At 49.4% G+C, this 25,342-nt stretch carries 17 protein-coding genes; 13 read left to right on the top strand and 4 right to left on the bottom strand.

The genetic code is table 11. The features are described from left to right. Positions 1 to 397 precede the first annotated feature (397 nt). Complete coding sequence (locus NDA01_RS19925; RefSeq protein ID WP_348229325.1) at positions 398 to 2,950, bottom strand: hybrid sensor histidine kinase/response regulator; 2,553 nt, start codon at positions 2,948 to 2,950, stop codon at positions 398 to 400. Positions 2,951 to 3,655: 705 nt separating this feature from the next. Here NDA01_RS19925 and NDA01_RS19920 point away from each other — a divergent pair. From NDA01_RS19920 to NDA01_RS19870, 11 genes are all read left to right on the top strand, one after another. Continuing rightward, entirely contained in the window at positions 3,656 to 3,823 is a 168-nt protein-coding gene (locus NDA01_RS19920) for a hypothetical protein (protein WP_348229324.1), read from the top strand. Positions 3,824 to 4,032: 209 nt separating this feature from the next. Beyond that, a complete protein-coding gene (locus tag NDA01_RS19915; RefSeq protein WP_431193467.1) occupies positions 4,033 to 6,555 on the top strand; it encodes an ATP-binding protein in 2,523 nt (840 codons plus the stop codon). 306 nt (positions 6,556 to 6,861) lie between these two features. After that, a complete protein-coding gene (locus tag NDA01_RS19910) occupies positions 6,862 to 7,590 on the top strand; it encodes a response regulator (RefSeq protein ID WP_348229323.1) in 729 nt (242 codons plus the stop codon). Positions 7,591 to 8,290: 700 nt separating this feature from the next. Next, the gene (locus NDA01_RS19905; protein WP_348229322.1) at positions 8,291 to 9,391 is read left to right on the top strand and encodes a sensor histidine kinase; all 1,101 of its coding nucleotides are present in this window, start codon (positions 8,291 to 8,293) and stop codon (positions 9,389 to 9,391) included. A gap of 244 nt (positions 9,392 to 9,635) precedes the next feature. After that, positions 9,636 to 10,097, top strand: a complete 462-nt coding sequence (locus NDA01_RS19900) for a response regulator (RefSeq protein ID WP_348229321.1) — start codon at positions 9,636 to 9,638, stop codon at positions 10,095 to 10,097. A gap of 368 nt (positions 10,098 to 10,465) precedes the next feature. Then, complete coding sequence (locus NDA01_RS19895; protein WP_348229320.1) at positions 10,466 to 14,896, top strand: response regulator; 4,431 nt, start codon at positions 10,466 to 10,468, stop codon at positions 14,894 to 14,896. Then, positions 14,890 to 15,882, top strand: a complete 993-nt coding sequence (locus tag NDA01_RS19890; RefSeq protein ID WP_348229319.1) for a diguanylate cyclase — start codon at positions 14,890 to 14,892, stop codon at positions 15,880 to 15,882. Before NDA01_RS19895 ends, NDA01_RS19890 begins: the two co-directional genes overlap by 7 nt. 953 nt (positions 15,883 to 16,835) lie before the next feature. Continuing rightward, entirely contained in the window at positions 16,836 to 17,126 is a 291-nt protein-coding gene (locus NDA01_RS19885; protein WP_431193466.1) for a phage integrase N-terminal SAM-like domain-containing protein, read from the top strand. A gap of 434 nt (positions 17,127 to 17,560) precedes the next feature. Then, positions 17,561 to 17,701, top strand: coding sequence for a hypothetical protein (locus tag NDA01_RS19880; protein ID WP_348229318.1), 141 nt, complete (start codon positions 17,561 to 17,563; stop codon positions 17,699 to 17,701). 164 nt (positions 17,702 to 17,865) lie between these two features. After that, positions 17,866 to 18,909, top strand: a complete 1,044-nt coding sequence (locus NDA01_RS19875) for a chemotaxis protein CheB (protein WP_348229317.1) — start codon at positions 17,866 to 17,868, stop codon at positions 18,907 to 18,909. 75 nt (positions 18,910 to 18,984) lie between these two features. Continuing rightward, positions 18,985 to 19,266: a tyrosine-type recombinase/integrase gene (locus NDA01_RS19870; RefSeq protein ID WP_431193465.1), complete on the top strand. Its 282-nt coding sequence runs from the start codon at positions 18,985 to 18,987 to the stop codon at positions 19,264 to 19,266. Here NDA01_RS19870 and NDA01_RS19865 read toward each other — a convergent pair. Continuing rightward, complete coding sequence (locus NDA01_RS19865; protein ID WP_348229316.1) at positions 19,245 to 19,400, bottom strand: hypothetical protein; 156 nt, start codon at positions 19,398 to 19,400, stop codon at positions 19,245 to 19,247. The genes NDA01_RS19870 and NDA01_RS19865 overlap by 22 nt on opposite strands. A 652-nt stretch (positions 19,401 to 20,052) precedes the next feature. Between NDA01_RS19865 and NDA01_RS19860 the strand changes: the two genes are divergently transcribed. Further along, complete coding sequence (locus tag NDA01_RS19860; protein WP_348229315.1) at positions 20,053 to 20,451, top strand: response regulator; 399 nt, start codon at positions 20,053 to 20,055, stop codon at positions 20,449 to 20,451. A gap of 22 nt (positions 20,452 to 20,473) precedes the next feature. On the opposite strand, the gene NDA01_RS19855 is transcribed toward NDA01_RS19860, so the two are convergent. Further along, positions 20,474 to 20,683, bottom strand: coding sequence for a hypothetical protein (locus NDA01_RS19855; RefSeq protein ID WP_348229314.1), 210 nt, complete (start codon positions 20,681 to 20,683; stop codon positions 20,474 to 20,476). Positions 20,684 to 21,168: 485 nt separating this feature from the next. Here NDA01_RS19855 and NDA01_RS19850 point away from each other — a divergent pair, with 485 nt between their 5' ends. Beyond that, a complete protein-coding gene (locus NDA01_RS19850; protein WP_348229313.1) occupies positions 21,169 to 21,453 on the top strand; it encodes a hypothetical protein in 285 nt (94 codons plus the stop codon). Between the two features lie 108 nt (positions 21,454 to 21,561). Here the strand turns inward: NDA01_RS19850 and NDA01_RS19845 are convergent, their stop codons facing one another. Continuing rightward, positions 21,562 to 25,065, bottom strand: coding sequence for an EAL domain-containing protein (locus NDA01_RS19845; RefSeq protein WP_348229312.1), 3,504 nt, complete (start codon positions 25,063 to 25,065; stop codon positions 21,562 to 21,564). Positions 25,066 to 25,342: the final 277 nt, after the last annotated feature.

The following is a 25,342-nucleotide window of genomic DNA, read 5'->3' as shown; positions in this document are numbered from 1 at the left end:
TTTGTATCAATAAACACAATTATTCACGACACGACTTTAGTTGTATCTAGCAACACTCAAACGTAATAATTCCGTAACATTTTTGATTTCCAGCCTCGAACTGTAGTCAATTCAAGGGATTGATTAGGCTAGAGCTTTTACGGAACGGCTTCGGATTTTCTTAAAAGTTTTTTCGGTTTATGGATGTAGCTTGCGTATTTACTGGTATAAAAACGTCTTTGCGAGAAACAGAACGATCGCTCGGTTGGTAGAGAGGGCTAACCTTCACTAGAACGATTAGCCCTTAACCCGGTGGTTTATTCCTTATAAGGTGTCACCCGTCAGCAATGGCTCGAAGCAATTTCCATAAGGAAATGCTCGACAAAGCCACTTGACCTTGAATGCACAACAACTATTTCTATGGCTGAATTGCTTCAGAGACTTCTTGCAATTTTGCTGCTAGTGCTTCTGCCGTATAGGGTTTGTTCAAGAAGGCTGTAACCATTGCTTTGACATCATCCTCAAGCTGCTCCTTCAATGCAAATTCATCGGCTGCAATAAGCACAACCTGTGGATTTATTTGTTGTAATGTCCGAATTGTTGCGACCACGTCAGGATCTTGGATTGATAGGTTGATGAGGACTGTTTTAACTTCAGATTGATGCTGCGCGTAGAGGGCGATCGCCTCAACTCCATCTTGTGCAGTTAGCACTCGATAGCCAATCCGTTCTAGGATTGTTTGTGCTACTGCACAAGATGCACTGTCAGGCTCAACCAGAAGAATTGCAGCTCCGTTAGGGGAAAGCGTTGATTGAGCCGGTAAGTAAACTTTGAGTTGAGTTCCCTTATCGACTTCGCTCTCGACCTCTACAAAACCTCCATGACCTTTGACGATTCCAACGACCATCGATAGCCCGAGTCCAGTGCCTTTGCCGAACTCTTTAGTGGTAAAGAACGGTTCGAAAATGCGGTTCAAGTTTTCAACCGGTATCCCAATTCCTGTATCAGAGACAGTAATCGCGATATAAGACCCCACCTTTGCATCTACATTAGTGCGAGCAAGATTTTTATCGATCCAAACGTTGTCCGCTGAAATACGTAAGATTCCGCCCTCTGGCATTGCATCACGGGCATTCTGGCAAAGACTGAGGAGGACCTGCTGAAGTTGGGCTGGATTTCCAGAAATACTCCAAACATTAGATGCAATGTGAGTCCGAATTAGAATATTGCGAGGAAATTCTTGCTTCAGGACACGTTCGATATCTAAAAGCCATGATTCCAGGCATAGTGTGTTTTTTTCCCCCTCCACTCCTCGCACAAAGGATAAGACTTGCTTCACGACATCAGCGCTGCGTCTCGTATTTGCTTCCAGGGTCGTCAAGAGTTGCCGGCTCTGTTCATCTGGTAGCCTGTCAGCGAGAAGCTGGATTGACATCAGGATAGGGGCCAAGGCATTGTTGAGATCATGGGCCATACCCGTGGCAATCGTATTAATGCTTTCAAACCGTTGAGTTTGTTGGCGCTGAGCATCCACCCGCTTTCTCTCAGTGATATTGGTGCTACTGACTAAAACAGATTGATGATGTCCTGCTTGGTCATGAATTAATGTCCAACGGCTATCAACCATGACTGGCTGACCATCTTTTGCTCGATGATGAAGTTCACCTTGCCACTCGCCCTGCTCAACCACAGAGGTTTGAGCTTGACAGAGCTGGGGGGAAAACGCCTCAAACAGGAGCTCGTCAATATAGCATCCTACGGCTTCAGTCCCTGTCCAGCCAAATAAGCGAGTGGCACTACTATTCCAGAACAGAATTCGATTTTCTAAATTCAGCACCAGGATGGCATCTTGGGATTGGTCTAACAGCCTTGCTTGCGCTTGCATTGCTGCTTCTGCCTGTTCTCGCTCGGTGACATCGGTTTGAATGCCCACGAAATAGAGTAGCTCACCCGTATCTTCCTTTACAGGTGCGATTTTCAGTTCATTCCAAAAGGGCTGACCGTCCTTGCGATAGTTCAGCAAGGTAACCTGAATTTCCTGCTGTTGAGCGATCGCCTGACGCAGTTGCGACACAACCTCTGGGTTAGTTTCTGGACCTTGGAGAAAGCGACAGTTGCGACCCATCACCTCCTCTGGTTGGTAGCCTGTCAACTTGGAGAAAGCAGGATTTGAGTAGATGATCGGATTGTCAGGTTGATTGGGATCACTGAGCAAAATGCCATCTGAGGCAGAGCAAAACGCGCGAGCCAGTGGCGAATTAGCTAACTCTTGTGCTGACAATCTTGCCGTCAATGAGTGCCCGAGCCAACCGACTGTCTCATGTTTGACTATATCGCAGTAACTCTTGAAGAAGTTAGCCAGCTTAGGTTCCGCAGCAATCAAGTTATCGAAATTGTCTTGAACTCGTTTATCCGCTTCATACTTGACTTCTGGGTATGCCTCCATCCACGCATGGCAGGTTTTGATATAGGCAATAAATGTGACCAAATACTGGTAGTTCTCTGCCCCTAAGAGACGGCGTAACTCCTGCCGACAGGTCTCAGTCTCATCTGTGTTTAAGGCAATAAAAATTGAGCATTGAAGGAGACTCTCTTCAACGGCTGGATCTAACTGGGATAAGACGTTGAGTTGCTCATCGTGGGCGGCCAGTAACCAAAGATGCTCAGGTATATCCTGCGGTCTGGGAGGAGGGCTTTCAAGCAGGTTCAGTATTTCTCTTGCTTGCATCCCTAATTCCCACAGGGAACAACTATGGCATATTAAACAGTACGGAACCGGGCAGAAACGAGACAGATAAGCAGACAACTTCTCCTTAAATAGGGTCGGTAGCGGATTGTCAACGTACGTAGAACAGGTTTGTTGCCATAAATTTTCTAAGACTTGAGGAGTGTCTAAAGCTGGAGAAAAAAAAGGAGGGAAGAACCCAAACTTCTGCTCAATTTCTATCTCAATTTGCTGACTGGTTCGCATAAACGGTTTTATTAAGACAAGCGTGAAAAAACGACAAGCTGATGTCTACCTTCTCTAAGCAGATAAGGATCTACCCAGGCAGCGGGCACAGCTAGTAGCTTATAGTTTGCTAGTTTAGCTTGCCCACTACATCTTAGAATTGTCTTGCTTGGCAGTTTTTACGCAGGCTAGTCAGAAATATTGCTGGTTTTATTGACCCTTGATCCTTCACTATTTTTCTTCTACGGTGAATAGAATTTTTCTATACACTACAAAAACCTAAAACTTTTGTGTTTTAACCAGAGGGGATAACCTACAAATACTTAGGCTCACTAATCCGTCGAATTAATTCATCTAGGGTGCTGCAAAAATTCAGCTGCAATATACTATCTAGTTCTTCAGGGGTTAACTCTCTTTCAGGTTTTGACCGCATCCAGGCGGCTAACTCCGGCGACCATCCCGAGCTACCCTCCTTATGAGCGCTCAGTTGCCAAGTAGCCTCTAAGCGTGTTTCTACCCAAACACTAGGGTTTGTATTATTCATGTGGGCCTTTCACCTGGGGTGCACAGATAAAGGATTAGTCATGAAGTGGGTGTCCAAACCTACCCTTTGACATTTACCCTTCCAAGAGAATTTTAGAGTGGGATCGAGTTTTGCATCATTAAGCAAATCTAATAATGCGTAAGTATCTCGAAGCTGCCCCAAGGAAAGTGATCATATTAACGATGCAGGATGACTCAGCTTCGCTACCTTTAGTCTTTCAGCGGTATCTAGAAGGGGTAGAGCTGCCACTGGAGGGCGACCGCCTCTCAGTTTCCAAAGACACTTCCGCGTTTCCTCCTTCGTATGGCAACGGAAAAGTTTTGATTGCTTACCTCTATAAAGCCATCTAATTCTATGGATCATCGGGAATTCTGATACTCAAAAGCGATCGCCAATTTGATTAAGCGTATTGGCTAGAATCTAAAGTCAGCCTTCATGGCTCATGATCAACCCAATTCTGATTCATCTTCCTCCTCGGTTGTTATGACTGACCAACTGCCTCAAAAGCTTGTAACTACACCCCTCCCGGCAAACGAAACTGAGCGGTTGGCAGCGTTGCATGTTGCATCGCTACAAGATTCTCGATACTCCCTCAGAAACCGCATTCGATCGCATTACTACCTTGGCAGCACGGCTGTTTGACCTGCCCATTGCCCTAGTTTCTCTAGTAGATGAGTCCAGAGCTTGGTTTAAGTCCTCCGTTGGCTTCGATGCCTGTGAAGTTCCGCGTGATACGACACTTTGTAACTTTGCCCTGCTAACGAACGAGCCTCTGATTATTCCTGATACCCGCAAAGACGAACGCTTTGCCTGTAATCCTTTTGTGCAAAGTGAGCCAGGACTACGGTTCTACGCAGGTGCCCCCCTCCTGACTTCAGACGGTTTTACCCTTGGCACGCTCTGTCTGCTCGATACTCAACCCCACCCGCCCTTAAGCCCAAAGCAACAAGCGACCTTGGTTGACCTGGCAGCAATGGTAGTCGATGAAATGGAATTGCGATTGGCCGCTCATCGGATGGCTCAGGTTGATGTAGCACTGCTAGAAATTACTCAAGCTGTGGCGACGGTCACAGGAGACACTTTTTTCTCGACTCTGGTGCAGCACCTTGCTAAAGCCTTAGACGCAGATTATGCCTACATCGGCTTACTAGAGGGAGATGAGCCCAAAATGCTGAGAACGATCGCTACCTGCGCTCACGCTCAGCTCGTGGATAACCTGGAATACCCGCTGCAAGATACGCCCTGCTGGGAGGTCATTGAACAACGAAAAATTTGCTGCTACCCACGCAATGTGCAAGCTCTATTCCCCAACACCCCCCTACTGAAGCCACTTTTAGTTGAAAGCTATGTAGCGATTCCCTGCTTTGACTCCAACGGCACACTTTTAGGGTTGTTAGGGGTCATGGATGGCAAGCCAATGGAGCAGGTGCAACTGGCAGAATCCTTGCTCACGATCTTTGCACTCCGAATTGCCACTGAACTAGAGCGGCAGCAGACGGAAGCTGAGCTACGAGAGGCTCATGTGCAATTGGAGTCTGCTTTGATGGCAGGAGCGATTTACACCTGGCGATGGAATATCCCCGAAAATCTTGTCAGCGGGAATCGAACCTTTGCTCACTTGTTTGGCATTGACCCAACGGAGGCAGCGAAGGGTAAGCCGCTCGAACTATTTGTGCAGGCGATACATGAAGAAGACCGCCCCCGAGTGGTCGCAGCGATTCATCAGGCCCTTGAAACGGGCGAAGAATACAGCACTGAGTACCGCGTCTACACAGCGACGGGTGAGCAGCGCTGGCTAGCGGCACGAGGTCGGGTTGAGTATACAGCTGATGGCAAACCACTAGCCTTTCCGGGAGCACTGGCAGACATCACTGAGCGCAAACGAATTCTGCAACAAGAACAAGCTGCCCGCGAAGAAGCTGAACGGGCGAATCGAATCAAAGATGAGTTTTTAGCGGTGCTGTCGCATGAGTTGAGATCGCCTCTCAACCCGATTTTGGGGTGGGCACGCTTACTGCAAAACGGCAAACTCAATGCTACCCGTCAAGCCGAAGCCCTAGCCACGATCGAGCGCAATGCCAAGCTGCAATCGCAACTGATTGAAGATTTGCTCGACATCTCCCGCATCATGCAGGGCAAGCTGACTTTAATGGTCGCTCCCGTCAGTTTGGCGTTTGTGATTTCTGCGGCCCTTGAAACCGTGCAGTTGGCAGTAGATGCCAAGAATATTGCGGTCGCGCTTGACTTCGACCCGGACATCTCTCCCATCTTTGGGGATGCAGCTCGACTCCAGCAAGTCCTGTGGAACTTGCTGACGAATGCCGTTAAATTCACACCCAGCGGCGGACAGGTCACGGTTGAACTTAGACAAGTTGCCCAAATGGCTCAGATTCGGGTGACCGATACGGGCAAGGGCATTAATCCCAAGTTTCTACCGCATGTGTTTGAGTATTTTCGGCAAGAAGACGGCTCCACCACTCGCAGATTTGGAGGGTTAGGTCTGGGTCTAGCGATCGTACGACAAATTGTGGAAATGCACGGCGGTACAGTTAGGGCAGAGAGCCGGGGTGAGAACCAAGGTGCAACTTTCAGGGTGCAATTGCCTATCATGCCGCAAGTAGCCTCGATTGTCCCTCGGCTAAGCTGCACTCAAATAGAAACAAAAGTGCCTTTAGACAACATTCAGATTTTGCTGGTGGATGATGATACAGATACCCGCGAATTTCAAGCTTTTCTGCTAGAACAAAATGGGGCCAAGGTCACAGCGGTTGCCTCTGGGATAGAAGCGTTGCAAGCCCTGGAGCAGTTGATTCCAGATGTCATTGTCAGTGATATTGGCATGCCGGAAATGAATGGTTATATGCTGATGCACCAACTGAGAGCTTTACCCCCAAAGCAGGGCGGGCACACTCCAGCGATCGCCCTGACTGCCTATGCCGGAGAGTTGAACCACCAGCAAGCTTTGCAAGCAGGGTTTCAGCAGCATCTAGCCAAACCGATTGAGCCAGATCAACTCATCAAAGCAATTACAACTTTAGTGAAAAACAAAAGTGAGTCAGGAAACAGCAAGACCCACAGCTAATGGGTGGAACGCTACAGGTCTCTCATCTACTTCTCAAGTTACTCTTGTTTGGCTATTCACCCACACCTTTATCCCCTCTTGAGGTGTTGAGCTTCTAAAAGGGACGATCTCAGCTCTTAGCTTCCAGCCAATCGGAAGTCAACTCCGAGTCCTCTCCCTAGACAGGTAATTAAGCCTGATTCTACAAACTGGGGCGCATTAAAACTTTTAGAGCCTTAGCTCCAGATCACCAGCCTTGCCAGTAGAGTGGCTACTACAACTATTGTTGAGAACGCTGAAAAGTTACATTCTCCAGAGGCTACCCTCATGACCTTGATTCGAGTTGCTCTCATCGAAGACCATGACCTGACTCGTGTGGGGCTCCGAACGATGCTCAATTTTCAAGCAGGAGTTGAGGTAATCGGGGAAGCCGCTAATGGTCCGGATGGTTTGACCTTACTCATGGAGACTCAATCCGATGTCGCCCTAGTCGATATTGATATGCCTGGTCTAGATGGTACTGAGGTGACTCGTCGCTTCAAGCAATGGTGGAGCGAGAATCATCCTGAGGCTGCCGCAACGAAAGTGCTGATGTTGACGATGCACGATGATGAAGCCGCAGTTTTAGCGGCTTTTGGAGCCGGGGCGGACTCCTACTGCATGAAAAATGTGAGTACAACGCATCTGCTCGAAGCCATCAAAAGTACTTATCACGGCAACCACTGGATTGACCCCTCCATTGCCCGTATCATCTTAAGGCACAACACTCAGGTGCAGGCGGCTCAAGAGACCACTGTTGCTGCTGGGCTTAGCTCAAGAGCGATCGCGGTGGATGAGGAGTATGCCAGCGTTATTGCATCGGCTCCGCTGACGAGTCGAGAGCTCGATGTCCTCAAATTGATTGTCGAAGGATGTACCAATGCTGAGATCGCCGCACAATGTTACATCACGGTCGGCACGGTTAAAACTCATGTCCGCAACATTCTCAACAAGCTTTGTGCCGATGACCGCACTCAGGCCGCTGTGAGAGCTTTACGTGGCGGCTTAGTTTCTTAAGCCACCTTGACTCATCAATCACATCCAGCACTGATGCAAAGAGGCACTAGGAGATTTGTACTGATTTGATGCAGGTCTGTTAGGCGTAGTCTGATACAAGGTACAGTAAAACCAAGTTTCAAAAGGTAAGCGATCGCCCCGCTACGTAGAAGTAGGAGCGATCGTTTTTTATAGAACCCGACCTGCATGAGTGCAATCAAGCAGGGCATGGGTGGGGTATGAGAGCTAATCGGACAGTGGAAAGGGCGATCGCTTGCCTTGGGAGCTGAATGGTTATTCTGATTATCTTGGCTGAGCAGATAAGCTCAAACCTTAGGGCTAGCGTTCTGCTACTGCTGTTCCCGCCTGGTTTGTTCGGAGCTAACCCCGATTAAGTAGAGGATCTCCACCAAACAATTGATGCGCTCCATGCTGAATCGGAGCTTATCCAGGGTTATGGCACGCTCTACCGTCAATTCTGCAAATCTTTTAGGGTGAGTCATGCTGACATCAACAAACAGGGACCCTATGACCTCTAATCATGGCAGAACCTCCTAGCCTCTAAACCTGCCGCAGGTACTGTTGGAAGGGCGATCTCACCTCCATGAATCGAATTCTCACTCAATTTATCCCAGTAGCTTCGTAGGGTATTGTTTGAGAACACTGCTGAAACCTGCGTTTAGAAGTTCGCCTCTATTTACAGTCATATGCAAAATCGAAAATGATGCTGAACCAAACTTCTGACCGACTCCAGCAGAATGCCCAAAGAATCATGCAGATGTGGGAGGCACGAGCGCGGGCTGAAGTCAGTGCCTCCATCCATCATGAATCTCTCGTTTTACAGAACTCGTTACCTAAGTACCTGAACCAATTGGTGGATGAACTGTCCACCCAGATTGAAAGAACGCCTGCCAGAATCAGAACCGATAAGGTGGAAAGCACTCGGATTGGCAAACTGCATGGACAGGAGCGGGCAGGGTATGCGGACTACTCCATGACCCAACTCATTTTTGAGTACCACATTCTCCGCCAAGTGATCTTTCAGGTTCTAGAGGAAGAAGGGCCTTTAGCTGTAAGAGAGCGAGACATTATTATTGACTCGATTGAACAAGCGGTTAACGATGCCGCCACGCAATTTTCTCTGACGCTGCGAGAGATTCAAGAACTATTTATGGTAACCCTCACTCACGATCTCAGAAGCCCGGTCAATGTGGTGAAAATGGGAACCCAGCTAATTCTGCGACGGCTGGAACGCGGAGATGCCCATGTAGATGTAGCAGTGAGAATCATCAGTGCGATCGACCGCATGGATGCAATGATTCAAGACCTCCTGGATGCGAGTCGATTGCGAACCGGGGAACCGCTAAAGCTGGAATTGGAAGCCTGTGATTTAGCTAGGCTCGTCCAGGAGATAGTAGAGGATTTGAACTTCACTTATAGAGAGCGGTTTGTACTCGTCTCTGATGCTGAAGTTAGGAGCCGTTGCAGTCCTAAACAAATTCGGCGGGTGATTGAAAACTTAGCGACTAACGCCGTAAAGTATGGGGCTGCTGATACCCCCATTACACTCACGCTCCAGCAAAGTGAAACTCAGATTAGCTTGACCCTTCATAATGAAGGCAATCCCATTGCCCTAGATGCTCAATCTATCCTGTTTCAACAATTTCGCCGCACCCTGGACGTCGGCGACCAAACCGGATGGGGGCTAGGATTATTTTTAGCCAAAAGTATTGTTGAGGCCCATCAGGGAACGCTTGAAGTTGAAAGTGCAGAGGGTAAAGGGACAAGTTTTATCATTCAGTTGCCTAAGCTTCCCCGCTAGTAAAGCTCAAAGTAGCGAATCGCTTCCAAAGGTAGCATAACGACGAATGGCATCGGCAAGCACTAAAGTTGACGCATCTAGGATGTAGCAGGAAAATCTTAATTCTTTCCTATTGAGAAATAAGAAGCTTATAGTTCTTGCTCTAGAATTCTCATGCAACTGATGAGTCTCCTCGATTTGTCCGACAGGAGTCTAGGGAACTATAAGTAGCTCTTACGCTGAACAAAGGGTAGACCAGGGCTCAATGTCAAAACTCAGTAATCGTTGCTTGCTGGTTGTAGATGATGATGCGGATACGCGGCTTCTACTTGGAATGGCACTCGAATTCGAAGGAGCAGAAGTTCTGACAGCCGCTTCAGCAAAGGAAGCTCTTGACTTGTTAGCATGGCGCAAGCCAGACGCACTCCTCTGTGACTTTGGGCTACCTGAAGTGAATGGTTGTGAACTTCTCCAGGAAATCAGAACTAAAAAGGCCAGAGTTTGGCAACGAATTCCAGCCATTGCTGTCACGGCTTACGACAGAAAGCAAGTTCTGCCAGAAGCACTGGCAGCTGGATTTCAACTGCTTTTCACTAAACCAATCGATTTGGATGGACTGACTGCCGCGATCGCAGAGCTAACTCAATCTAAAGTCTGTGACTTGATACATTCGAAAGCGGTCTCAGCGTTAGGGACAGAACACTCAAGGGCAGTGGAGAAAGCCTAGCTATAGGTGGAGTAGAGGACAAAATCTAAAGGAAACATTAAGGCCAGAACTTCGGGGAAGTTTAACGGTAATCTCGCTTAGCGTATAGAGTTAAAACTTTACGCAACTTAAAACGGGGTCAGATCTTATAAAGACCCTGACGATAAGCTTTTTTGAATACTTGACAAAGTGCCAGCTCTAAAAAAGGTTGGCACTTTGTAATTGAGATGCAATCCCGGTTCGCACTGTAACGCTGATGCAATGGCTGGTTTTGAGGTTTGTCTTCATGGGGAGCGGCAGGTCTTCTGCTCAAAGTCTACCTGCTGACCCCTTCAGGTAAATAATCATAATTCGTGGGAAGAATGAACCTGAGATGAAGCGGTACCCGTATGCTGATTGCTTTCCTAGCAAGAATCACTGCAATTCCCAAGAGAGCTTTCCCCTTACTCCGGATTCTACCGCTCTTACTAGGTCTTAGTACATCCGCTGTCACCGTAGCGCTGTGGCAGGCTTTGGTGCAGCAAGAGCAGGCGCAGATTCAGCACGCTCTGAGCGTCGAGGCAGGAAATCTAGAACTGGAAATTACGGAAAAGATTGAGCCTCAAGTGCAAGCACTGGTACGGATGTCTGAACGCTGGAGGCAGCAGGGCAGGCCCTCCCAAGCAGAGTGGGAGTTTAATGCAGCGCTCAATGTCCGGGACTTTAAGAGCTATCAGGCGATCGCTTGGGTCGATCCAACTCACCGTGTTCGCTGGCTGGTACCGCTACAAGGCAATGAAGCTGCGCTAAATCTAGAACTGGACTTTGAGCAACGACGCAAAGCGGGGCTGAATGCGGCTTACCATCAGCGCAGGGTTGCTGTGAGCCATACTATTGACCTGGTACAAGGAGGGAAGGGCTTTCAAGTCTATGTTCCTATTTTTAGACAGCAGCAGTTTGATGGTTTTATTGTTGCGACCTACCGCACTCAAGAACTGATTAACAGCATCTTGTCGGAGAAGGATGCTCATGGCTATGTGGTTGCTATTTTTGATGGGGAAGACCAGATCTACACGCATGATGATGCCGCAGAGGGAAGTCGAGATGAATGGCACCAAGAGCGTACTGTCGAACTGTATGGGTTGAACTGGCGAGTTCAGGTTTATCCGACAGCGCTCCTGTTCAATCGAATGAGATCGCCCCTGCCCACTATCACCTTGATGGGAGGTTTAGCTGTATCTTGGCTCTTGGCCCTAGCTGCCCATCTAACTTATCAAGCGAGACTAACAACCCAGAACGTCAGCGCTATTAACACCATGTTGGAGCAGGAGGTTGGGGAACGCCAACGGATTGAAGTGGCGCTCCAGGAAGAACAAGACTTCTTGCAGGTCTTACTCAACACGATTGAAGCTGGCATCGTAGCTTGTGACGCGGCAGGAACACTGACGTTGTTCAATCGAGCAGCAAAAGAGTGGCATGGATTACCAGAGCAACCACTTCCGCCTGAGCAATGGGCACAGCACTATAGCCTTTACCATTGGGACGGCCAAACCCGGATGCGGAAGGAGGAGATTCCGCTGTTTCGAGCCTGGCAGGGAGAGCTCGTCCGCAATGTAGAGATGAAGATTGAGCCAGAGCAAGGCCAAGCCCGGATGGTATTAAGCAGTGGGCAGGCCATTACCAATGCTCAAGGAGAGCAGTTGGGGGCTGTGGTGGTGATGCATGACATCACAGCTCGCAAGCAAAGTGAGATTGAATTGCAAGAGAGTGAGGCAGCCATTCGAGCCCTCTATGAGATTATCGCTGCCTATGAGCTAAGTTTTGCAGAACGATTTGAGCGATTGCTAGCAATGGGATGTCAGCATTTCCATCTCGATTTCAGTTTTCTAGCGCACATTCAAGGCGATCGCTATGAAGTCGTCAGTGTCCAAACTCCGGATAATTCAATTCAGCCAGGCGATCGCTTTGATGTGCAGCAAGCTTACTGCCTAGAAACCTTCAAATCTAGTACTCCAATTTGCATTGAACATGCCACTCGATCTCAGTGGGCTCAGCATCCAGGCTATGCGGCATTTTGCATGGAAAGCTACATCGGCATGCAGGTTAAGGTCTTGGGTGAAACCTACGGAGTGCTGTGTTTTTGTAGCCGCAGCCCAGCTCAAAAACCATTTAAACCTGTTGACCAGCAACTCTTAAAACTGATGGCTCAATGGGTGGGGGGGGAACTGGAGCGTCAAGAAGCCACCCAAGCGCTACAGCATCAGCTAGAGCGAGCGACCCTGCTGAAGCACATTACCAACGAGATTCGCCAAAGTTTAAACACGCAACAGATTTTTGAGACGGCTGCCATTCAAATGGGTCAAGCGTTTGGGGTGAGTCGTTGCTTGATCCACACCTACATTCCAGGGCCGATTCCCGAAAAGCCCCTCGTGGCCGAATACCTTACGCCTGGCTGTTCTTCGATGCTAGGTATGACCATCCCGATTGCGGGAAATCCGCATGCGCAACTGATGATGGCGCAGGACAAAGCGATTGCCTCTCCCGATGTGTTTACTGATCCCCTACTTCAGGTTGCCGTACCGATTTGTCACCAGATTCAGCTGAAGTCGATGCTAGCCGTTCGCACTTCCTACCAGGGTCAGGCGAATGGAGCCGTCGGCTTACATCAGTGCGATCGCTTTCGCGAATGGACCCCTGCTGAAGTAGAACTCCTGGAAGCTGTAGCAGCTCAGGTGGGGATTGCCCTAGCTCAGGCCCATCTATTGGACCAAGAAACTCACCAGCGGGAAGAGCTAGCCGTCAAAGGAGAGGAGCTGACGGTGAAAAACCTTGCCTTGGAGCAAGCGAAGCGAGCGGCTGAAGCAGCAACTCAGGCCAAAAGTGAGTTCTTGGCAACCATGAGTCATGAAATTCGCACGCCGCTCAACGGGGTGATTGGCATGACCAGTTTGCTGCTCAACACACCCCTCTCTTCTCAGCAGCATGAATTTGCCCAAACCATCCGCAGCAGTGGAGAAGCACTCCTTACCCTGATCAACGACATCTTGGATTTCTCCAAAATCGAGTCCGGAAAATTGGATTTGGAGCAACAGTCGTTCAATTTGCGAGCTTGTGTCGAGCGATCGCTGGATTTAGTGAGTTCCCAGGCATTAGATAAAGAGTTGGAGTTAGCTTATCTGATCGAACCCTCTGTGCCTCAAGCGATCATGGGTGATGCTGCTCGCCTCAGTCAAATTTTGCTGAATCTGCTGAGCAATGCCATCAAGTTTACAGAGGCAGGAGAAGTGACCGTTGCCATTACGGCTCAAACAATACAGCAAACGGCTGAGGTTGAAAGGACTTTCTCGGACTACGAGCTGCAATTTGCCGTGAAAGATACAGGAATTGGCATTCCCAAAAATCGGATGCACCGCTTATTCAAATCCTTCAGCCAAGTGGATGCTTCTACAACGCGGCAGTACGGCGGGACAGGGCTGGGGTTAGCCATCAGTCAGCGCCTGAGTGAGATGATGGGTGGCAGAATGTGGGTTGAGAGCCAAGAGGGGGTGGGTTCAACCTTTTCCTTTACGATCGCTGCTCAGTCTACGACTCATCCCCGAGCGAGTTTTGATGACCCGCAACCGCAGCTCCTAGGGAAGCGCTTGCTGGTTGTAGAAGAACACTTGACGAATCAACAACTCTTGGTACAGCAGGCTCAATCTTGGGGAATCGTGGTTCAGGCCACTGGCTCTAGCCAGGAAGCCGCCGATTGGCTGGCTGAAGGAGCCACTTTTGACTTTGTGATTCTAGATCCTCTGAAGTCAGATGCTGCGAGCCAGAGACTTTTGACCACGATGAGTGAGCAATGGGGTGGTCAAAACCCACGTCTGATTGCCCTTACACCCGTCGGTAAAAAGCTACCGGAAGCCTTGGAGTCTCAGGTCGCAGGCAGCTTGCCTAAACCCATTAAACAATCGCAAATCTACAATCTTCTGACTCAAATTGTCAGTGGTCAGCGAGTTAGCCACAAGCAAATTCATCGGCCTACGATTCATATCGAGCGATTGGCCGAGCGCCTTCCTTTGCGTATTTTGCTGGCGGAAGATCATCCTGTGAATCAGAAGCTGGCGTTGATGTTTTTGCAGCAGATGGGCTACCGAGCTGAGGTGGCAAGCAATGGGCTAGAAGTACTGGAAGCCTTACAACGGCAGCACTATGACGTGGTGTTGATGGATGTGCAGATGCCTGAAATGGATGGCTTGACCGCAGCCCGCTACATCTGTGAGCAATTTCCTGCCCACTCTCGTCCTCGCATTATTGCCATGACTGCTAACGCCTTGCAGGGCGATCGCAAAATGTGTCTAGACGCAGGAATGGATGATTATCTTGCCAAACCGATTCGAGGTACTGAACTGGTGCAAGCCTTGAGCCAGTGCCATGCGATTCATCAACCATCAGCTAGCGTTCCGCCGCCCAAAAGCAGGATAAAAGCTAACTTGAAAGCTGAGGCTGTCACGTTTGATTCCAAAACCTTGCAAGACCTGAGGGCAATGGCAGGGGACGAGGCAACCGAATTTGTGCAGGAGTTTATTGATTGTTACTGCGACCATGCCCCGCAGCTGTTGCAAGCCATGCAAGTGGCGATCGCTCAAGGGGATGTTTCTAGCTTGCAACACGCGCTTCACAGTCTCAAGGGGTCTAGTGCTTCCATCGGAGCCAAGCGGCTGGCTCAACTTTGTCTAGAACTAGAACGGTTGACCGAAGGACAAATTCTAGCAGGCACAGGGATTCATATAGCCAAGATTACTGATGAGTTTGACAAAGTTTTAGCGGCTTTAGAAGTGGAGCGCTCCTCATGTTAACGCCAGAAACCAACTCCACTGAAACGGCTCCACCCCTGGTTCTGATTGTGGATGATGATCCCTTAATGCGGCTGCAACTTAAGCGGGCCATGAAGCAGCTAGGCTACCGAGTGGCAGAGGCAACCGATGGCACTCAAGGTTTAGATCTTTACCTGCAACTCCACCCTGATCTGGTACTGCTAGATGCTTTGATGCCTGTGATGGATGGATTTACCTGCTGTACCCAGTTACAAGCGCTGCCTATTGCTGGTCAAGTGGAGCCTGCTCCGGTCTTGATGATTACTGCCTTAGAAGACGAGGCATCAGTCGATCGAGCTTTTGCAGCAGGAGCAGCAGACTATGTGACTAAACCGATTCACTGGGCTGTGCTTAACCAGCGAGTTCGCCGTCTGATTCGGCAAGCTCAGTTGCAACAGCAGCAAGCCTTACTACAACAGCAATTACAAGAAGCAAATTTCGCCCTACAACATCTAGCAACCACAGACAGCTTGACAGGTTTAGCAAACCGACGACGCTTTGACGAATGCTTTGCTCAGGAATGGCGACGGATGGCAAGAGAACAACAGCCGCTCTCCCTCCTCTTAGGTGATGTAGATTTCTTCAAGCTCTATAACGATACCTATGGGCATCGAGCCGGGGATAAATGCTTGCAGGAGGTTGCTAAGGCCCTTCAGAGCATGATGAAACGTTCAGGTGATCTAGCTGCCCGCTATGGCGGCGAAGAGTTTGCAGTCATTCTGCCTAATACGGATGAAAGCGGTGCTCTAGTCGTCGCTGAGGCAATTCGTACCAGCATTAGAGCCTTAAAAATTGCTCATAGCTGTTCAAAAATTGGCGAGCATGTCACCCTCAGTTTAGGGGTGGCAACTATTGTGCCTCGGGCACAAACTAGTCCTGAACTTTTCTTTACAGCGGCTGATGCTGCACTTTATCGGGCAAAAGAGGAGGGACGCGATCGCTATTGCATCCAGAGTAGCGCCAACTAGATGGGCATCTTCGCGTCTTCTGCCAAGAATACTAGTTTTAGTATTCTCCAACAATCCGAGCAAATGAAGCAATGCTACGATTCACAAGGTATTGCATCCATTAGGTCGAAAACTGCATCTCATCCATTTTCCAGCCGCTCATATACTGACCGGTGAAATGCCTCAAGCTGATCCAAACTAGCCATGGTCAACGCTGGCACTAGGATCAATCTCAGCATTTTCCGTTGAGCAATTTTTCCTGCGGGCGTTCCCTCTTTTCCATGACTGGGCTGAACGCCCTGCCTCGTAGAGCTGGCGTTCAGCGTCAGCAGTGTTTTTTATTCCGTTTAAGACAACCCTAATATCGTTTGAGACAGTCAAGCAGGTTTATTAACTCATCATCGGTCAATAAACTACGCAAGCGCTTGCTATAGGTTGAGTCGAGAAAGTACTGGAACTGAAGGATATCCCAGCCTAATCGCAAAACCTCTACATCGATGCTTGTTAGCACACTTGCAAAATCTACAAGCTGTCCTTGTGGAAAACTATCTATTGTGCCAGTTAGATTTTCCAAACCCTTTGTTATTAGGTTCTTAAGGAATTCAGAACCGCCAGTAGTTGTGACACTTTCGGTCAACAGGTCGCGGCGGGATAAACCATGGGGGTAAACAGATAAACAATGAGCAAGAATAGATTCAACCCCCACCCTTCATCTCTTTTTTGTAGGTGTAAAATTTCTTGTCTTCAACGGGTTTTGACGATTCTGTACTTCTAGCTTCTGAAGCATGAAAACTGTCTAAAACTGCCTTTGAGTCACTAATCTCCCAAATCGGACATTAGCCTGAAAGTTTTTCTGTATAATACCCCTGATTTCGGAATTAGCCCGAGTTCTTCAGCGTTTCTTCGCTCTGTTTTCGCCTTTGATTCTGCCTAAAATCCCAGAAACGGAATTAGACAGAATTTAGAGTGCTCTTATGGAATCACGACCTCGAAAATTGCTGGATCAAGTCCGCGATGTCATTCGTATGAAGCACTACTCCTACCGCACTGAGGAGAGCTGCGTGGCTTCGATTCACCGCTTCATCCTCTTCCACAACAAACGCCATCCCGGCGAAATGGGAGCAACGGGAATCGAGCAGTTTCTTAGCTACTTAGCAGTGCAGGAACACGTTGCTGCTTCGACTCAGAATCAGGCACTCAGTGCCTTGCTATTTCTCTACCGTGCAGCCTTCAAATATAGCTCCGACAACGTCAGTGGCGACTGACTGAGCAGAAACTCTTTTGCATTGTGTTGGAAATTAGCGATCGCTAGCTCATCAGCGATGCTGTCAGTTTCCCAACTGTGGCTTGATTGCTGTGACCTCACCCGCACTGGTGGGGATGGTAAATCAATTCTGTTTAGCTTAGCCCTGTGGCTTTCGACAAAGCCTTAAGTTTGCTCACCCCATAACTCAAGCACTCTCGCCCCAATCATCTGCTTCGGCATTTCTGGCTACCTTGAAAGTGCTACTAGCGTAGATGCCTCAAGCTTAACCAAATATTTTTGGCCCAAAGCGTAAACGATACTAACGAATTAAGTAAAACTTATCAATTGACGACAGAATCAGGGTTTCAGCCATTTTGGAAACGAAGCGATCGATAAGCTGGGGTTAATTGCCTCTTGTCGTTTGGATGTAACAACGGCGTAGCAATGCTTTGATTGTTTTACCTGAAGAAAATATCCTTAGTTCAGGTAATTGTTGAGGCGGCTGAAGTGAAAGTAGATGGCCACGGTCAAGCCAAAGTTTTAACTTCCCACGAGATTGGCAAGTTGTTTGAGGCAATGGAGGGCGATCGCTGAACTCACTGTGCCAGAGGATCGCTTCTGGTATCACTCCTGCGGGTAGAAGCGGTTGATGACTGCCCTCCCTCACAATGAGATCGTGTCCTTCAATAAAGTGAGGCCACAAAGACGTTTGATGTTTCAAACTTCTGGGATCTTGCGTGAAGGGTGGAAGTGAACCAATGCTGAATCATCGCAACCTTGTTGTCGTGGGAACGTCTGCCGGTGGCCTAGAGGTGTTGCGGTCTTTGGTCAAGCACTTACCTCCAGACTTTCCAGCGGCGATCTGCATTGTTTGGCACTTACCACCCGATGCTCAAGGGATTCTGCCTCGAGTGCTGGATAAAGCAGGTCCCCTGAAAGCCGCCCATGCCATTGATGGAGAAGCGATCGTGCCAGGACGAATCTATGTGGCACCTCCGAATCATCATCTGCTCATCGAGCCGGAGCGGGTTCGGGTGACCAAAGGCCCCAAAGAGAACCGATTCCGTCCCGCGATTGACCCCTTATTCCGTTCTGCTGCCTATGTTTATGGAGCCGGGGCGATTGGCATCGTGCTCACAGGTGCTTTGGATGACGGAACATCCGGGTTATGGACGATTAAGCTCAGGGGAGGCACCACCATTGTGCAGCATCCTCAAGAGGCGTTGATTCCTTCCATGCCTAAAAGTGCGCTCAAAGAAGTTGAGGTTGACCACTGTGTCCCCGTGGCGATGATGCCAGAACTGCTGATTCGTCTGACCCAGGAGCCTGTTGCACAGATGCCTGAAGTTAGTCCGGAAGAGAACGAGAAGACCCAGCTCGAAATTCAGACGGCGGCAGAAGAGAATGCCCTGAAGCTGGGCGTTATGAAGCTGGGGGAACTGAGTGCTTTTACCTGCCCCGAGTGCCATGGCGTCCTAGTCAAAATCAAAGAGGGGAACATCACCCGTTTTCGCTGCCATACGGGACATGCCTTCTCGGCCAACGCCCTCTTGTCTGAGGTTACCCATTCGATTGAAGAGACGTTATGGAGTGCGCTGCGAGCCGTGGAGGAAAGCGTGATGCTGCTGGAGCACCTAGGCGAACATCTGGCTGAGGCTGAAACTTCGGAGCTAGCGCAATTGTATTTGCAGAAGGCCCAAGAAGCGAAACAGCGGGCTGACCTAGTGAGACAAGCGGTGATGCAGCATGAGCAATTCAGTGTCGATACGTTGCGTCAACAAACAGAGGAAGGACACTTCTAGATGCCCCTAGAAAAGCTTTGGTTTCTAAAGCTGAAAGCCGGATAATAGACAGCTTCTTGCGATCGCCTGGGGCTGGTGGAAGTTAGTACTCACAGTTTCAGACGAACTGCTCTAACTCAGATGAGCAGTGCAGGGATACCGCTTCGAGTCATTCAGAAAATCTCAGGGCACCGTAGCTTGCAAGCACTTCAACGATATCTAGAAGTGTCGGAACTGCAACTGGAAGGGGCGATCGCATCTCTGATTTTCCAAGTTGCTTTTGATTCGCGTTACGGTTGCACGTCCTATGAAACCGGTATCCACTCGTTGCAGGAATCTCTAGTTTCAGAGCAAGCTCAGGGACGGAACAGAGTTTGAATCGAACCACTCTTAAAGGCAAGTACTGTAAAGCCGTTGACTCTCTTTAGGGAAATAACGTCATCAGCGGCCTCTATGACTCGGTAGAAATGGCCTGCCTCAGAGAGCAAACATTCGCCTGCTAATACGGTCATCGCTTAACTGTTTACTAAATCAGTAAGTATATTTTTATACCTTTGCTAATTGTGGTGTAGGCTTGTGACAACAAAGTTCTATTTTCTACATACAAGTTAAGGGTTTCTTGGGCCAGCACTGCGATCGCTCAGTCATTAAAGTTTGCGGTTTGATACTGACAGGCTCCAACCCACGACGGTTAAACCTACATCCCTAGCTCTCGCCAAAGCTTCTCTTAAGGTTTCACTTCCCGCAGTTCACACGCAATTAAGTCCGAGCCCTCACAGGATTGATAGCCTAAGGGCAAGTCTGAAGGCGGTTGAAAACAGGTGAGAATGATTTTTTGGGCCATTCTTACAGGGCAACTAGGCCCTAGAGTAAAAACTTTGCAGCGTGAAAAAAACCGCTAAAGCGCTTAATCTTGATGCCTGTAAGCAATATCTCCCAAAGGCAGATTGCCTAAGTAATGGTTCTATCGAGCTAACATGCAATATTGGGTCGTATTCAGAGCCTAAACTCAGCCGCTAGCACCCATGAAATAGCGATCGCGCTTTCAGGGTTTCATCACTGAGCTATGTAAAGACTACATGTATGATGCGCAACATGTAAAAGCTCAGACACTGTGATTCTGATTCCAGAGTTTAGCTCCACCCCGCACCCATAAGCACGAACATGATGGATGCTTCGATTTCTGAACCGAGCCCAGCGGTAAGAGTCTTGTTAGTTGAGGATGATGACTTTAATCGATTACTACTGACCGACTACCTCACTCATCAAGGCTACCAAGTGCTGGGTTTGGCAGAGGGCAGTAGCTTTTTCTCAACTCTGGCTCAGTTTCAGCCGCATGTGGTTTTGCTGGACTTGAAGTTACCCGGCATCAGTGGCTACCAACTACTAGAAGCACTGCGACAGAACATAGAGTTTCAACATTTACCTGTCATCGTCTTTACAGCATTCGCCTTTCGAACCGAGCGCCAACGAGCGCTGCAATTGGGAGTGCAGGGTTATTTTGTCAAGCCGAGCCACCCAGAAGCGCTAGTCGCCGCGATTGAAAAAGTTTGTGCTGGATAGTCCTCTCGATAGCGAGAGGATCTCAGTTCTGGTCTTGGTCTCGTTTTTGCTTTTCGGCAGTAATGAAGTTATCAATAACTTGAGTGAGCTCTTGCATGCTTTGTCGGGTCGATTCGAGCTGTTGCTCTAGGTTGACGACTAAAAGTGTGACCGTTTGGAGTCGGTTGAGTCCAACCTCAATCGCATCTTTAACTTGGGACTCAAACTCATCGAGGTTCATAGAGCTATTCAAACAAGTTTTTCCTTAGGTTGCCCATTGGGGTATAGATTAGTACAGACCCTGAAAACACCGAATTGTAAGAGCGACCGTAGCTTTGCCAGCTTGCGGTATTGGGTAAATTACGAACTTTCTGGTTGGCTGGTAGGCTAGGGTAGTCCCTTTAGTGCGGGCTAGGTAGGCGATCGCGGCTTTGAGCTTCTAATGCATTCGGCTTCTAGTGGATTAGTAGCGACAGAAGCACTAGAGACAGCCTAAGGATAGAAAAGAGTTTGAATTGAATCACTCTTAAAGGCAAGCACCGTGAGGCTATTGACTCTAATTAGGGAAATAACATCCTTAGTAGCTCCCTACTCAGCATTGGGTACAATAGTACTATTGCTTATCCAACTCTGTTGCTCCCTCTAGTCGATTATGACCAGAGGGTTTGCTTTTGAAACCAGGAAACAAATGTTTTGCTTGATATAGCCGCTATCACTAACCCGTCGGATCGTAGCTTGTTGTCTAACCTCCCGGACCCAGTACTCAAGTTACTCCATGAAACTTTGCTGACTCACAACGTGACGGCAACCGCCTCCTTTTTAACCGCGTTGGAAGAAACAGGATGGAGTGAGCCGCTGTTGTATCGGGTGTTCTTGACGCTACAACGTCAGTTAGGGGGCAAAGTGATAGGTTTACTCCAGCGGGCGCTGCCCTTGACCACCCAGCTTAGAAGGGTCCGTAAGGTACTGAAATTGTTGAGTAAACAGTTAGAGGACCTCTCTGATTCCAAGCTTTATTGTTGAGGCGAGTTAGAAGTTGGCTTGTCGGAGCCTAGTGAAGCTAGGAGCGGAAATTGAATGAAACTCAGCAGCCCCATCACCCCTTGAGTTGAGCTGCAGGCTATTTAGGGTTTACCACTGAAACCCAGCGGCAAGCAGAGCGGTTGCGGCTTGGCTATTGAGCGGCTTCGAGAAGAAGTATCCCTGTCCCTGCTCGCAATGTAGCCGGCGTAAATGAGCTAACTGCTCTGCTGTTTCGATGCCTTCTGCAACCACATTCATCCCTAAGTTGTGAGCCAGCGTGATGATGGCTTGAACCACCTCCGCATCTTGAACCGCTTCTCGCATCGTGCTAACAAAGGAGCGATCGATTTTCAAAGTGTGGATGGGGAACTGGCGTAAACGGCTCAAGGAAGAATATCCCGTGCCAAAATCATCAATGCACAGTTGCACCTGAAGCGCCCGCAGTTGTCGCAGTAAAGCGGCTGACTCTGTATTGTTCATAATGCCACTTTCCGTAATCTCCAGCTTCAGATGGTGGGGACTTAAGCCTGTTTCCCGGAGCACCTGGGCGACTTGCTCTACTAAATTGGGTTGGGAAAACTGTCGGCTCGAAAGGTTCACGCTAATGGTTAGCGTTGAGGCAGTTAGAAACTGAGTCTGCCACTGCCGGAGTTGTCGGCAAGATTCAGTTAACACCCACTGCCCAATCGGAACAATCAGTCCTGTCTCTTCGGCGATCGCAATAAACTCGGTGGGAGAGATGAGCCCTTGCTCTGGGTGTAACCAACGCACTAAAGCTTCAAAGCCGACAATCCTACCTGTAGTTAAGGAAACCAGCGGCTGATAAAACACTCGGAGCTCCTGCCGTTCGAGCGCCCAGCGGAGGGCCATTTCTAATTGCAACAACGACATGGCCTGGTTGTGCATTGCGGTGTCGAAAATCGCAAAGCGAGCTTTACCTTGCTCTTTGGCTTGATATAGAGCCGCATCCGCATCCCGTAGCACATCTTCTGGTTGGTTATAGCCCGTCGCACTCAAGGCAATGCCAATACTCACGGTCGTAAACACTTCATAACCATCGAGGTTGAATGGCAGTTGTAATGCCTGGTGAATCTGCTCCGCCACAGTTGCGGCGTCGTTGGGAGCGGCAATGGGGTCGAGCAAAATCGTGAATTCATCTCCCCCCAAGCGGGCAATGGTCTGGGCTGGGTCGAGACAACCCGCTAAGCGCTGAGCGATCGCGACGAGGAGTTGATCGCCGACTAAGTGACCCAGGCTATCATTGATGACCTTGAAGCGATCAAGGTCGAGAAACAGCACCGCAAAGGCGTAATTAGAACGCCGTTTAGTGCGGGCGATCGCTTGCTTGAGTCGATCCATGAACAGCACGCGATTCGGGAGCCCAGTCAGAGCATCATGATAGGCATCATGGACGAGTTGCGCTTCCATCCACTTGCGTTCGGTAATATCGGTGGCAATGCCATCAATGCGAACCACCTGACCCGTGGCATCCCGGATCACTCGGCGACGCTCATACAGCCAACGCACGCTCCCATCGGGTTGGAGAATGCGATACTCTAACTCCAGCTTTTTCTTCTTCCGTAACGCTAGAGTGGCAGTCCGAACGCGCTTGAGGTCGTCTGGATGCACCACCTCAGACCATAAGTTGGGGTGGTCAAAAAACTCTGTGACTGTACGATGATAGATGCGTTCAGCGGCAGGATTGAGATAGAGCGTTTCCTGGCTGGTGGCGGAAATGGACCACACCACATCTTCGAGGGAGCGAAGAATACCGTTGAGACGTTGCTCACCTTCACGGAAGGCAGCTTCGGCTTGCCGCCGCGCCGTCACATCTGTCAGCATGCCCAACGCCCCAATATAGTTGCTTTGCTCGTCAAACATGGGGGCGGTTGAGAGCATAGTCCACACCGCTGTGCCATCTTTGCGGCAGAATTTGAAGTCGTGCATTTCTGGAATGCCTTGCTGTCGCCGCTCTAGATAGAGTTTAGCGAGGGCCTGGCCTTCTTCATCCATGAAAGCAAACAGTGGCTGACCCAGCATCTCCTCAATGCTGTAACCCAGCATGGTGGCTGTCTGTTGGTTGACGTAGCTCGTCTGGCTGTTCTGGTCCAGCATCCAAATGCCTTCTGTCGCCGTTTCGACAATGCGACGATACTGTTCTTCCTGTTGACGCAGGGCGACTTCGGCTTGTCTGCGCTCTGTGATATCTGTTTGGATGCCCACAAAATGAGTTAAGTATCCCTCTGCATCAAACACAGGTGCTACATACAATTCATTCCAGAAGGGAGTGCCGTCTTTGCGGTAGTTTTGCAAGGTCACTTGACACTCTTGTTGGGCTTGGATAGCAGAGCGCAATTGTTCCAGGGCGGGGGCGTCGCGATTCACTCCTTGTAAAAAGCGACAATTTTGTCCTATCGCTTCCTCTGCTTGATATCCCGTCATCGCTTCAAAGGCGGGATTGACATAAATGATGGGGTTGTCGGATTGGCTCGCATCGGTCAGAATAATGCCGTTGCTGCTGGCCGCGATCGCCCGCTCCATCAAATGTAATCGCGCCTCTGATTCGTGACGAGCCAGAGCCGTCGCCAGAACGTTTGCGATCGCTTGCAAAAAGTGGACATCGTCTGGAGTGAAGGTGCGTCGCTCCGTGGTGTAGCAACTCAACACGCCAAAGGCTTGGGTCGGTCCGAGAATGGGCAAGCTGATGCCACTGACGACTCTGTGATTGTGCAATAAGGGCGGACCACTGAATTGGGTATCCACCTGGAGGTCTTCTACCAGCACCGGATTTTGAGTAAGCAGCGCAGAGCCAACTTGGGAATGTGCCTGAGTTCCTACGAGCGCTGTGCCCACGAGCCCGCTTTGCCACCCAATTCCGGCTTGGAGCAGTAAGGTGCTGTCATTGGGTAGGAGCTTCCACAGGCCACAAAGGTTGACTTCCAGAACCTGAGTTACCAGCTTAACCGCCTCATTGAACAACCCGCTCAGAGCGACCCCAGCCAAGGCTTGTTGACCGAGCTCAGCCACCGCCGCCTGTTGCCGGGCGATCGCCTGAAACTGGGTTGTCGCTGCTGGCGGAGCGGTAGATGGAGCAATCAGTTTGGGGAACTGAGGTTTGGCTCGCTCCTTCCAGACCCAAAGAATGGCCAATTGCGCTTCATACTCGACCACTTCAGCGGAAACCCAGGTATCTCGCAGCTCTCCATGAACGGTCTGAAGCTGGAGATCATAATTGACGAGTTGCTCTCCTGACTGAAGTCGGCTCAGCATTTGGATTGGTTCTGTGACACTGGCGTAGAACTTGGCGTCAGTGGGGTCATAGACTTCACCCTGAGCCAGACCAAACAAAGGGGCGACAAGCTGATTTTGTAGCAGAACTTGCTGGTTCGCTAGACAGGTGATAGCCACCGGTAGGGGATTCAACTTGACCAGTGTGGACCACAAATCTTTCCACTTCAGAGCCGAGTGTTGGCAAGCTTCGAGCGCCTGCTGGAGAGCCTGATGCCTTTGTGAGCACTGAGGCTGACTGCATTGATCCAACTTGATGGGAACCGGGTCCGGTTGATTTGACCCCAGCTCATGAGTTTGAAAGGAAGAATCTACACCAGTCATACCTAGCTCCTCCAGGTGGCAGAATCAGCAACCTAGCCAACTCCCCGAGGAGAATTTGACAGCGATCTCTTCCCTAGAACGGTCAGTCAAGCCACGAAGCGGGAAATGATCGAATCAGATTCGGTCGATGCAATGTCGCACAGAACAGATAGGGCTTATGTGAGCAAGTTGCGTTAGCAAAAAATAAACTCTGCAATTTTATGATTCCCAATCCGCAGATTAAGAGCCACCTTGTCTCTAAGTCTTTTAGACCAGGACCGGGAAGGCTACTTGTGGT

The organism is Trichocoleus desertorum AS-A10 (genome assembly GCF_039962155.1).
Lineage (GTDB): Bacteria > Cyanobacteriota > Cyanobacteriia > FACHB-46 > FACHB-46 > Trichocoleus.
This window is presented reverse-complemented; position numbering and strand designations above follow the sequence as displayed.

Excerpts from the sequence above, each read along its gene's own strand:
- NDA01_RS19860 (WP_348229315.1), top strand. The coding sequence starts at position 20,053 with ATGATGGATGCTTCGATTTCTGAACCGAGCCCAGCGGTAAGAGTCTTG.
- NDA01_RS19900 (WP_348229321.1), top strand. The coding sequence starts at position 9,636 with ATGTCAAAACTCAGTAATCGTTGCTTGCTGGTTGTAGATGATGATGCG.
- NDA01_RS19905 (WP_348229322.1), top strand. The coding sequence starts at position 8,291 with ATGATGCTGAACCAAACTTCTGACCGACTCCAGCAGAATGCCCAAAGA.
- NDA01_RS19865 (WP_348229316.1), bottom strand. The coding sequence starts at position 19,400 with ATGACCGTATTAGCAGGCGAATGTTTGCTCTCTGAGGCAGGCCATTTC.
- NDA01_RS19920 (WP_348229324.1), top strand. The coding sequence starts at position 3,656 with ATGCAGGATGACTCAGCTTCGCTACCTTTAGTCTTTCAGCGGTATCTA.
- NDA01_RS19885 (WP_431193466.1), top strand. The coding sequence starts at position 16,836 with ATGGAATCACGACCTCGAAAATTGCTGGATCAAGTCCGCGATGTCATT.
- NDA01_RS19875 (WP_348229317.1), top strand. The coding sequence starts at position 17,866 with ATGCTGAATCATCGCAACCTTGTTGTCGTGGGAACGTCTGCCGGTGGC.
- NDA01_RS19925 (WP_348229325.1), bottom strand. The coding sequence starts at position 2,950 with ATGCGAACCAGTCAGCAAATTGAGATAGAAATTGAGCAGAAGTTTGGG.
- NDA01_RS19915 (WP_431193467.1), top strand. The coding sequence starts at position 4,033 with ATGTTGCATCGCTACAAGATTCTCGATACTCCCTCAGAAACCGCATTC.
- NDA01_RS19890 (WP_348229319.1), top strand. The coding sequence starts at position 14,890 with ATGTTAACGCCAGAAACCAACTCCACTGAAACGGCTCCACCCCTGGTT.
- NDA01_RS19845 (WP_348229312.1), bottom strand. The coding sequence starts at position 25,065 with ATGACTGGTGTAGATTCTTCCTTTCAAACTCATGAGCTGGGGTCAAAT.
- NDA01_RS19910 (WP_348229323.1), top strand. The coding sequence starts at position 6,862 with ATGACCTTGATTCGAGTTGCTCTCATCGAAGACCATGACCTGACTCGT.
- NDA01_RS19895 (WP_348229320.1), top strand. The coding sequence starts at position 10,466 with ATGCTGATTGCTTTCCTAGCAAGAATCACTGCAATTCCCAAGAGAGCT.